Annotated in this window: 9 protein-coding genes; 2 read left to right on the top strand and 7 right to left on the bottom strand. The window is 71.3% G+C overall.

Going from position 1 to position 10,339, the window contains the following annotated elements:
* Nucleotides 1-426 precede the first annotated feature (426 nt).
* The gene (locus tag EKO23_RS25540; protein ID WP_167880629.1) at nucleotides 427-591 is read left to right on the top strand and encodes a hypothetical protein; all 165 of its coding nucleotides are present in this window, start codon (nucleotides 427-429) and stop codon (nucleotides 589-591) included.
* Between the two features lie 21 nt (nucleotides 592-612).
* On the opposite strand, the gene EKO23_RS23820 is transcribed toward EKO23_RS25540, so the two are convergent.
* Together EKO23_RS23820 and EKO23_RS23825 are read right to left on the bottom strand one after the other, a co-directional pair.
* Nucleotides 613-2,217 (bottom strand): DHA2 family efflux MFS transporter permease subunit, encoded by a 1,605-nt coding sequence (locus EKO23_RS23820; RefSeq protein WP_134720980.1) that lies wholly within the window; start codon nucleotides 2,215-2,217, stop codon nucleotides 613-615.
* 57 nt (nucleotides 2,218-2,274) lie between these two features.
* Nucleotides 2,275-3,402, bottom strand: coding sequence for a DNA glycosylase AlkZ-like family protein (locus tag EKO23_RS23825; protein ID WP_134720981.1), 1,128 nt, complete (start codon nucleotides 3,400-3,402; stop codon nucleotides 2,275-2,277).
* 258 nt (nucleotides 3,403-3,660) lie between these two features.
* Between EKO23_RS23825 and EKO23_RS23830 the strand changes: the two genes are divergently transcribed.
* Nucleotides 3,661-5,040: a sulfatase family protein gene (locus tag EKO23_RS23830; protein ID WP_167880630.1), complete on the top strand. Its 1,380-nt coding sequence runs from the start codon at nucleotides 3,661-3,663 to the stop codon at nucleotides 5,038-5,040.
* A gap of 6 nt (nucleotides 5,041-5,046) precedes the next feature.
* Here EKO23_RS23830 and EKO23_RS23835 read toward each other — a convergent pair whose 3' ends face one another.
* The 5 genes from EKO23_RS23835 to EKO23_RS23855 all read right to left on the bottom strand — a co-directional run.
* On the bottom strand, nucleotides 5,047-6,558 hold the full coding sequence (locus EKO23_RS23835; protein ID WP_134720983.1) for a CoA-acylating methylmalonate-semialdehyde dehydrogenase: 1,512 nt from the start codon (nucleotides 6,556-6,558) through the stop codon (nucleotides 5,047-5,049).
* 29 nt (nucleotides 6,559-6,587) lie between these two features.
* A complete protein-coding gene (locus EKO23_RS23840) occupies nucleotides 6,588-7,994 on the bottom strand; it encodes an NAD(P)/FAD-dependent oxidoreductase (RefSeq protein ID WP_134720984.1) in 1,407 nt (468 codons plus the stop codon).
* Nucleotides 7,991-8,794 carry an ABC transporter permease gene (locus EKO23_RS23845; protein ID WP_134720985.1) on the bottom strand — a complete coding sequence of 268 codons (804 nt, stop codon included), beginning with the start codon at nucleotides 8,792-8,794 and terminating at the stop codon, nucleotides 7,991-7,993. Before EKO23_RS23845 ends, EKO23_RS23840 begins: the two co-directional genes overlap by 4 nt.
* A complete protein-coding gene (locus EKO23_RS23850) occupies nucleotides 8,791-9,693 on the bottom strand; it encodes an ABC transporter permease (protein WP_134720986.1) in 903 nt (300 codons plus the stop codon). Before EKO23_RS23850 ends, EKO23_RS23845 begins: the two co-directional genes overlap by 4 nt.
* Nucleotides 9,690-10,339, bottom strand: a 650-nt coding sequence (locus tag EKO23_RS23855; RefSeq protein WP_134720987.1) for an ABC transporter ATP-binding protein, incomplete at its 5' end; no start/stop codon positions are given. The genes EKO23_RS23855 and EKO23_RS23850, both read right to left, overlap by 4 nt.

Here is a 10,339-nt window from a genome sequence, read left to right on the forward strand (position 1 = left end):
CCGACGACCGCGGAGACCCGGTCATCCAGCTGTCGCCGCCGCTGGTCTGCACGCAGGAGCACTTCGACGAGATGGAGCAGATCCTGCGCGTGGTCCTCGACAAGGCATCGAGCCTGCTGTGAACGCCCGCACCCACTGACCTGCCGGGGCGCGACGCTGGGGGGGTTGCGTCGCGCCCCGCCGGCGACACCGTCGGGTGCCCGTCGAGCACCGGCAGGTAGTACTCCGTGGCCGCCAGCCGGTGCACCGGGACCGGCAGCGGCGGCTCGTCCACGTCCCCCATCGCGACCTCGTCGAAGTAGTCCCCGATCCCGGACCGGTGCGCCACCGCGTCCACCGCCCCCCGCAGCGACTGCACCCGCCGAACGTACCGCCGGCGTCACCGGGGCACCCGCTCGACGACCCAGCCCACCTAGGCTGGGAGGCATGGACGCCTGCCCCGAGTGCGGCCACGCCGACAAGGTCGATCCCCACACCTGGGTGGACCGGCTCTGGGGCCTGCGTCCCTACTGCCCGGTCCGGGTCGCGGCCGACGAGCGGCTGGGCCCGGTCTGCGGGTGCCGGCACCCGTGGCACGTGGCCGGCACCTGACCCCCGCGGATCAGCCGCTGATCAGTCGACGACCACCGGCGGGACGCCCTCGTCGTCGAGCAGGTGGGCCTCCTCGCGCCTGCGCGGCAGCATCAGCGCCGGGATCAGCGTGAGCACCACCAGCACCCAGGCCACCCAGAAGGTCTGGGCGAACGCCTCGGCGGCGTCGACCAGGCCCTGGGCGACGGCGGCCGCCGGGAGCTGCAGCTTCGCGAACTCCTCCGGGTTGGTGTTGGACAGGATCGCCGCCTGGGTCTCGGTGAGGCCGTCGGGCAGGCCGGGGATGTTCTCCGTGCCCGGGATGACCGGCGAGTCGTTGAGGTGGTTGGTCAGCAGCACCGACATCAGCGCCACCCCGCACGAGGACGAGACCTGCTGGGTGATGTTGAGCAGCGTCGAGCCGCGGGCGACCTCGTGGTTGGCCAGGGTCTTCAGCGCCGAGGTGAACAGCGGCATCATCGAGGCGCCCATGCCGAGGCCCATCACGAACAGCATCGCGATCAGCTGGGGGTACGGCGTGGTGGCGGTGACCTGCGTGAGGCCGAACATCCCGATGATGATGCCGACCAGGCCGAACGGCACGATCCGGCCGACCGGCATCTTGTCCACCAGCCGCCCGGCGATCGGCATGGTGACCATGGCGCCGATGCCCTGGGGGGCGACGAGCAGGCCGGCCTGCAGGGTGGACTCCCCGCGGATCTGCTGGAAGTACGTCGGGACCAGGAGCAGGCCGCCGAAGAACGCGGCCGCGAACATGAACATCGTGATGATCGAGACCGTCAGGTTGCGGTTCCTGAACAGCCGCAGGTCGAGCAGCGGGTGCTCGGGACGGAACGAGTGCCACACGAACGCGAGCATCAGCAGGACGCCGACCAGCATCGACACCCACACCCGCGGCGCGCTGAAGTCGCCCTCCTCCGCGGGCAGCGACGAGACCCCGAAGAGGAAGAGCGCCAGGCCGGGCGACATCAGGGCCATGCCGAGGAAGTCGAAGGACTCCGAGGGCTCCGGGGTGTCCTTCTCGAGCACCACCCAGGCGTAGATCAGGGCCGCGACGCCCAGCGGCAGGTTGATCAGGAAGATCCAGTGCCAGCTCGCGACCTCGATCAGCCAGCCGCCGAGGATCGGGCCCAGGATCGGGCCGAGCAGCATGGGGACGCCGAGGATCGCCATCAACCGGCCCATCCGGTGCGGGCCCGCCGCTCTGGTCATGATCGTCATGCCGAGCGGCATCAGCATGCCGCCGCCGAGTCCCTGCAGCACCCGGAACGCGATCAGGACGTTGATCTCCCACGCCAGCGCGCAGAGCACGGAGCCGGCGGTGAACAGGAAGATCGCGGTGAGGTAGAGCCGCTTGGTGCCGAACCGGTCGGCGGCCCAACCGGTCATCGGGATCACCGTCGCCAGGGCCAGGGTGTAGCCGGTGACCGTCCACGCCACGTGGGCGTAGGACACCGGGTTGTCGGGGGTCCCGAACTCCTCCTGGAACGTCGGCAGCGCGACGTTGACGACGGTGATGTCCAGGATCGACATGATCGCGCCGAGCACGACCACGCCGGCGATCTTGAGGACCGCGCCGTCGATGTGGTCGGGGTACTCGGTGTTGTGCGCGCCGGGTGCGGACATGATGGGTCCTCCCTCGGAACAGAGTTGCCTGTGCAGCCCAAACGTCCGCAGACGAGCCTACGCCGCACCTCCGACATCCGGGTCGACCGCGAGCCCCAGCCACCGGGCCAGAGCGTCGACCTCGGCGTCCACCGCCGTGCGTACGTCGTCCGGGAACGGCTCGTCCTCGTGCACGGCGTGGACCCGCAGCACCCCGTCGGCGCGCTCGGCCCTCGCGTCGAGCTTCCCGACCAGCCGGTCGCCGTGGAGGATCGGCATCGCCCAGTAGCCCCAGCGCCGCTTCGCGGCGGGCTTGTACATCTCGAGCTGGTAGTCGAACCCGAGGAGCTCGGTCATCCGCTTGCGGTCGTAGACCAGCCGGTCGAGCGGGGACAGCAGCGCGGCCCGGGCGGTGAACGGCACGTCGAGGCGGGCGACCTGCTCGGGGTCGACCCGCCAGGTGCCGCGGACCCCTTCGACCACGGCCGGCTCCCCCGCGTCGCCGACGTCGACCCGGTCCCCGGGGAGCTCGGGCGCCTTGGCGCGGGCGATACCGAGCGCGCGGAGCCGCCGCTCGTCCCGGATCCGCAGCGCCTCGTCGTACGGCACCGGGGGCACGTCGGGGTAGACCCGCTCGGCCAGGTCCCACAGCTGGGTCCGGCCGTCGTACCCCGCCGAGGCCACCTCGCCGCGCCGGACCATCAGCCCGATCAGCATCCGGCGGCTGCGGTCGTTGTTCCACCCGCTGGACTCCCACGGCAGCACCGTGGTGTCGGGGAGCTCGGTCGCCGGCAGCGGGCCCTCGTCGTACAGCTTGTCGAGGATGTCGCGGCGGCAGCCGTCGTTCGCCTCGACCCAGTCGCGCTGCGACTCCTCCCAGTCCCGGAGCCGCCCCGGCCCCGGCCAGGCCGCCATCTCGGCGGTGTAGAGCGCGATGTCCTCGGCCGGCCGCAGCATTCCCCCGAGCTCGACCACCTGCCCGGCCGCCTCGGCGGCGGCCAGGTCGCCGAGGCGGTACGACGACCCGAGTCGGCTCCAGGCCACCAGCTCCGCGCTCGGCGCGACCGCGGCGGTGGGGTCGTTCTGGAGCGAGGTCACGTGCCGCAGCATCCCGAGCAGGTCGGTCGGCCGGTCGCCGTCCAGCAGCTGCGCACGCACGGCGATCCGGCGCGCCTGGTCCCGGGTCAGCTCGTGGGGCGTGGCCATGGCCCCGACCCTAGGACGCGGCACCGACGAGCGCCGCCTCGGACGGTCTGGGGTCCGATCGGGCCGGCAGGCATGACCCCGACGCGCCATTTCGAGTCCGGGCCGTATCGCTCGGCGACTGGTCGTGCCTAGCCTGACAGCGGATACCTGTGGACGGGAACTGCATCTTGGGAGGTACCCATGTCCGGGCGGACTGCGAGGTGTCGAACCAGGACCCGCTTCCGCCTCGCGAGCCGACGCTTGGGACTGACCGCGTCTGTGCCCCTCGTCGGAGCCCTCTGCCTGCTCGGCTCCCCCGCGGTGCCCGAGACGACCACGGCACGGTCCGCGGAGACCACGATCCACGACGGTCCCCCCAACGTGGTCATCGTCCTGACCGACGACCAGCGCGTGCGGACGATGAACCGGATGCCGCGGCTCTGGAAGCAGGTGCGCCGCAAGGGCGTCCTGTTCACCCACGCCGGGGCGCCCACCTCCTTGTGCTGCCCGGCCCGCGCCTCGCTCCTCACGGGGCTCTACGCGCACAGCACCCGCGTCTACCGCAACGGCAGGCCGTACGGCGGGTGGCGGACGTTTCGCGCCCGCGGCCTGCACCGGCGGACCCTCGCCACGGCACTCGATGCGGTGGGCTACCACACCGCCCTCGTGGGCAAGCTCCTGAACGGCTACCCGTCGGCGGCGGCCAGGGGTTACGTCGCTCCGGGGTGGGACGAGCAGGTGACGTTCACGACGAAGTCGGGCAAGTACAACTACCGGCTCTCCGACGGCAAGTGCTACGGCGAGAAGCCCGCTGACTACCAGACAGACGTCCTCCGAAGGCACGCCGTGCGCATCATCAGGAACGCGCCGGCCGACCAGCCCCTGTTCCTGTACTTCGCACCCACGGCTCCTCACCGTCCCTACATCCCCGCACCGCGTCACAAGGGCGACTGGGCGGGCCGGATCCCCTCCTACCGGCCCGCAGCGGTGCGTGAGGACGTCTCCGACAAGCCTCCGTGGGTGCGCATGTACCCGCGGAGATCGCAACAGCGGATCGACGCGGACGTCGTCGGCATGCAGGAGATGCTGATGTCCGTGGACGAGGCCGTCGGCGCGCTCGTGCGCGCGCTCGAGGACACGGACCGCATGGACAACACCCTGTTCATCTACACCAGCGACAACGGGCTGATGCTCGGTGAGCACCACCTGCTCGAGTGGAAGTACCTGCCCTACCGGTGGTCGACCTCGATCCCCCTGGTCATGCGGTGGGACGGCCACATCCCCAAGAACAGGACGGACGGCCGGTTGGCCCTCAACATCGATCTCGCCACGACGATCAACCGGGTCGTCGGTGGCACCCTGGACACGGAGGGGCTCGACCTGCTCGGACGCAAGCGTCGCTCCGGCTACCCGCTCGAAGCCCTGCGCGCGCTCAGGTTCGACAGTCTTCCCCTGCATCCGTCCTACTGCGGCTACCGCACCGCCCGATGGCTGTACGTGCGGTACAACAACGGCTTCCGCGAGCTCTACGACTACCGTCGTGACCCGCAGGAGCTGACGAACAAGGCCTACGCCGGCACCCATCGCGACCGGGTCCGCGCCCTGCGCGCGAAAGCGAGGGCGACGTGCCGACCCGTGCCACCGGGGTACTCCTGGTAGGACCCGTCAGTCGTGCTGCGGGAAGCCCAGGTCGATCCCGCCGGTGCCGGGGTCCGGCCAGCGCGAGGTGACCACCTTGCCGCGGGTGAAGAAGTGCACCCCCTCGGTGCCGTGCGCGTGCGCGTCCCCGAACAGCGAGGCCTTCCAGCCACCGAAGGAGTAGTACGCCATCGGCACCGGGATCGGCACGTTCACGCCGACCATGCCTACCTCGACCTCGCGCTGGTAGCGCCGGGCGGCGCCGCCGTCGCGGGTGAAGATCGCGGTGCCGTTGCCGTAGGGGTTGCGGTTCACCAGCTCCAGCGCCTCGTCGTACGACGCCACCCGGACCACCGAGAGCACCGGCCCGAAGATCTCGTCGTCGTACGCCGGGTTGCCGGGCTGCACCTTGTCGAACAGCGACGGCCCGAGCCAGAAGCCCTCGGCCGCGCCCTCCGGGACCACCTCCCGGCCGTCGACCACGAGCTCGGCGCCGGCCGCCTGCCCGGAGTCGAGGTACGACGCGACCTTGTCGCGGTGCGCCAGGGTGACCAGTGGCCCCATGTCGCAGCCCTTGCGGCCGTCACCGGTGCGCAGGCCGGCCATCCGCTCGGCGATCATCGGCACCAGCCGGTCGCCCACCGGGTCGACCGCGACCAGCACCGAGATCGCCATGCACCGCTCCCCCGCCGACCCGAAGCCGGCGTTGACCGCGGCGTCGGCGGCGGCGTCGAGGTCGGCGTCGGGCAGCACCACCATGTGGTTCTTGGCTCCGCCCAGCGCCTGGACGCGCTTGCCGTGCGCGGTGGCGGTCTCGTAGACGTAGCGCGCGATCGGCGTCGAGCCCACGAACGACACCGCCTTCACCCGCTCGTGGGTGAGCAGCCCGTCGACGGCCTCCTTGTCGCCCTGCACGACGTTGAAGACGCCGTCGGGCAGCCCGGCCTCGGCCCAGCACTCCGACAGCAGCAGCGACGCGGACGGATCCTTCTCGCTGGGCTTGAGGATCACCGCGTTGCCCGCCGCGATCGCGACCGGCACGAACCACAGCGGCACCATCGCCGGGAAGTTGAACGGCGAGATCACGGCCACCACGCCGAGCGGCTGCCGCAGCGAGTGCACGTCGACGCCGCCGGAGACCTCGTCGCTGAACGCCCCCTTGAGCAGGTGCGGCGCGCCGCAGGCGAACTCCGCGACCTCGAGCCCGCGCTGCACCTCGCCGAGCGCGTCGTCGAGGACCTTGCCGTGCTCGGCGGTGATCGCCTCCGCGATCTCCTCCCGGCGGCGTACCAGCGCCTGCCGGAAGCCGAACAGCGCGTTGGTACGGCGCGTGACCGACGCCGCGGCCCACTCCTTCGCCGCCGCGTCCGCGGCCCGGACGACCACCTCCACGTCGCCGCCGGTCGCGAACCGGACCCGCGCCGTCACCTCGCCGGTCGCCGGGTCGGTGACGTCGCCGTACCGCTCACCGGTGCCGTCCCAGCCGCCACCGGCGTGCCAGTGCCCGATGACCCGGGGTGCGATCGTCCGCTGCTCCATCTGTCTTTCCTCCCTCTCGCCCGACCCCGTCAGGAGTCGAAGCCCAGGCCCAGACGGTCCATCGCCCGGAGCCACACGTTCTGGCGGCCGCCGTTGTGGTCGGCTCGCTCCATCGAGTGCCGGGTCAGCTGGATCCCGGCCCAGCGCACCGGCTCCGGCGGGAACGGCAGCGGCTTCTCCCGCACCATCCGCAGCCGGGTCCGCTCGGTCTCCTCGCCGCACAGCAGGTCCAGCATCACCTCGGCACCGAACCGGGTCGCGGCGACCCCGAGCCCGGTGTAGCCGAGCGCGTACGCCACCCGCCCGTCGTACGCCGTCCCGAAGAACGGCGAGAACCTCGTGCAGGTGTCGATCACGCCACCCCAGCGGTGGGTGAACCGCAGCCCCTCGAGCTGCGGGAAGGTCGCGAAGAAGTGCTCGGCGAGCAGGCCGTGCGTGGCGTCGGACTGCTCGAGGTCCCGGGCGATCCGGCTGCCGAAGTGGTAGACCGCGTCGTAGCCGCCCCACAGGATGCGGTTGTCGCGGGTGAGCCGGTAGTAGTGGAACAGGTTGGCCGCGTCGCCCACGCCGCGGCGCCGCTCCCAGCCGACCCATTCCCGTTGCGCGGCGTCGAGCGGCTCGGTCATGAGCACGTGGTCGTAGACCGGGACCGCCATCAGCCGCAGCCGGCGCAGCAGCGGCGGGAACGCGTTGGTCGCGAGCGCCACCCGGTCGGCCCGGACGGAGCCGTGCCGGGTGTGCACGGTGACCTGCCGGCCGCGCTCGACCGAGGTGACGTGGGTGCGCTCGTGGACGGTCACGCCGGCGTCCAGGCAGGCCCTCCGCAGACCCCAGGCGAGCCGGGCCGGCTCCACCAGCGCGGTGCCGTGCTCGTCGAGCAGCCCGCCGAGGTACGTCGGCGACGCGACCTCGGCGCGCGTCGCGTCGGCGTCGAGGAGCTCGACCTTGTGGCCCTCGGCACGCAGGGCCTCCGCGGCCCCGGCGAGCGCGTCGACCTGGTGGGGCCGGGCGGCGACCGTGAGCTCTCCGGTGCGCTCCCAGTGGCAGTCGATGCCGTAGCGGCGGATCGTCTCCTCGATCGCGTCGAGGTTCGCGGCGCCCTGCCGGTCGAGCTCGGCGAGCTCGTCGGGCCACCGGGCGATCCCGTTGAAGAACCCGTGGGTGAGGCTGGCCGAGGCGAACCCGCCGTTGCGGCCGCTGGCCTCGTCGCCGCACCGCCCCGCCTCGAGCAGCACCACCGAGCGGTCCGGGTGGCGCTCCCGTGCCCGGAGCGCGGTCCACAGCCCGGTGTAGCCGCCGCCGACCACGACCAGGTCGGCGTGCAGGTGCCCGGTCAGCGGCGGCAGCGGCTCGGGGCGGTCCGGGTCGTCGAGCCAGAAGACCGTCGGTGCCGCATCGGCGAGGGCCCGGCCGGCGACCCCCGCCGTGGAGGTCACGCCCGCGCCCGGCGCCGGCTGCCGACCTCGCCGGCGAGCACCAGGCCCAGCGCGACCAGGAACATCACGGTCCCGACCACGTTGATCTGGGGCGGGATGCCGCGCTGCGCGGCGCCCCACACGAACATCGGGAACGTCACCTCCTGACCGGCGTTGAGGTTCGTGATGATGAAGTCGTCGAACGACAGCGAGAAGCTGAGCAGCGCCGCGGACAGGATGCCCGGGAACACCAGCGGGAAGGTGACCCGCCAGAACGTCTGCCACTCGTTCGCGTAGAGGTCCATCGCTGCCTGCTCCAGCCGCGGGTCGAGCCCGGCCAGCCGCGCCTTCACGGTCACCACCACGAAGCTCAGGCAGAACAGGATGTGCGCGACCAGGATGGTGCCGAAGCCGAGCTGGCCGGCGAGCCCGCCGGCCACGAACAGCGCCAGCAGCGAGGAGCCCATCACGATCTCGGGCGAGGCCATCGGCAGGAACGTGAACACGTTGGCCACGGAGCGGCCCCGGAACCGGTGCCGCACCAGCGCGAACGCCATCAGCGTGCCGAGCGCGGTCGCGAACAGCGTCGCCAGCAGGCCGATCTGGATCGACAGCACGACCGAGTCGCACATGCCGATCGGCTCGCAGGGGTTCGCCCAGTTGTGCAGCGTGAACTGGTTGAACGAGTAGCTGTTGCGCGAGGCCGGCTCGTTGAACGACATCCCGATCACGATCGCGATGGGCACGAACATGTAGAGCAGCACCAGCAGGCCGATGCCGAGGACCAGGTGCTCGCCGATCCAGCGTCCGACGCGGGTCACAGGAGGTCCTCCGTCCCGGCGCGGCGGACGTAGAGCAGGACCATCACCACGATGACCACCATCAGCGTCACCGACAGCGCCGCGGCCTCCGGGTAGGAGCCGCCGTCGAACAGCTTCTGGATGACGTTGCCGACCATCTGGGTCTGGGTGTTCCCGAGCAGCTGCGCGTTGATGTAGTCACCGGCCGCCGGGATGAACGTGAGCAGGGTGCCGCCGACCAGCCCCGGCATCGACAGCGGGAGCGTGATCTTGCGGAACGTCGTGAACGGCGAGGCGTAGAGGTCGGCCCCGGCCTCCATCAGGCGCGGGTCGATCTTCTCCAGCGACGCGTAGAGCGGCAGCACCATGAACGGCAGGAAGTTGTAGGTGATGCCGGTGACCACCGCCACCGGCGTGGCCAGCAGGTGGCCGTCCGGCCCGAGGATGTGCAGGAACTTGAGCGTCTCGACGATCCAACCCTGGTCGGCCAGCAGCAGCTGCCAGGAGATGGTGCGGATCAGGAACGAGGTGAAGAACGGCGCGATCACCGCGACCAGCATGAGGTTCTTCCAGCGGCCCGCCTTGAACGCGATCGCGTAGGCCAGCGGGTAGCCGAGGACGATGCAGATCAGCGTGGCCAGGCCGGCGTACACCATCGACCGGATGAACTGCTCGGAGTAGTCCTCGAGCACCGTCGTGTAGTTCGCGACGTACCCGGTCATCTGGTAGCCGGTCTCCAGCGAGCCGGCCGGGTCGTAGAGCGAGGTGCTGACCAGGCTGAACAGCGGCACCACGAAGAACACCGCGAGCCACAGTGCGCCCGGCAGCAGCAGGAGGTACCCCACCCACCCGCGCTTGCGCTCCGCCTCCGGTGTCGGCCCGGTCTCCGCCTCGGCCTTGATGGCCTCGACCTGGCTCACGCCTCCTCGTCCTCACGCTGCACGCCCGCCGTGGCGTCCTGCCGCGCGTCGAGCAGGAAGGTGTGGTCCGGCACCCAGTGCAGGTCGACCACGTCGCCGACGCTGAAGTGCTTCTGCACGCCGGTGTTCTGCTCGAAGACCATGAGCTCCTGGCCCCACGGGGCGCGGGCGAGGTACTGCGTGCTGACGCCGGTGAAGCTGGCGTCGGTGACCACCGCACCACCGAGCACGTTGGCGCCGTTCTGCGGAGCGGTGCCGGGCGCGGCCAGCACCACCTTCTCCGGACGGATGCCGACCCAGACCTGGTCGGCACCCTCGGCGGAGCGCACCTTCGGGGCCACCAGCCGGTTGCCCTCGACCTGGACCACCACGTCGGCGCCCTCCTGCCCGCGGACGTCGCCGCGGATCAGGTTCGACTGGCCGAGGAAGTTGGCCACGAAGGTCGTGTGCGGGTGCTCGTAGAGCTCCTGCGGGCTGCCCATCTGCTCGATCACGCCGCCGTTCATGACCGCGACCGTGTCGGCCATGGTCATGGCCTCCTCCTGGTCGTGGGTCACATGCACGAACGTCGTGTCGACCTCGTCCTGGATCCGCTTCAGCTCGATCTGCATCTGCCGGCGCAGCTTGAGGTCGAGCGCGCCGAGCG

Source organism: Nocardioides guangzhouensis (assembly GCF_004519545.1).
GTDB lineage: Bacteria > Actinomycetota > Actinomycetes > Propionibacteriales > Nocardioidaceae > Nocardioides > Nocardioides guangzhouensis.

Bases quoted from the DNA above. Each gene is read 5' to 3' on its own strand.
- EKO23_RS23820 (WP_134720980.1), bottom strand. From the start codon at position 2,217: ATGTCCGCACCCGGCGCGCACAACACCGAGTACCCCGACCACATCGAC.
- EKO23_RS25540 (WP_167880629.1), top strand. From the start codon at position 427: ATGGACGCCTGCCCCGAGTGCGGCCACGCCGACAAGGTCGATCCCCAC.
- EKO23_RS23835 (WP_134720983.1), bottom strand. From the start codon at position 6,558: ATGGAGCAGCGGACGATCGCACCCCGGGTCATCGGGCACTGGCACGCC.
- EKO23_RS23825 (WP_134720981.1), bottom strand. From the start codon at position 3,402: ATGGCCACGCCCCACGAGCTGACCCGGGACCAGGCGCGCCGGATCGCC.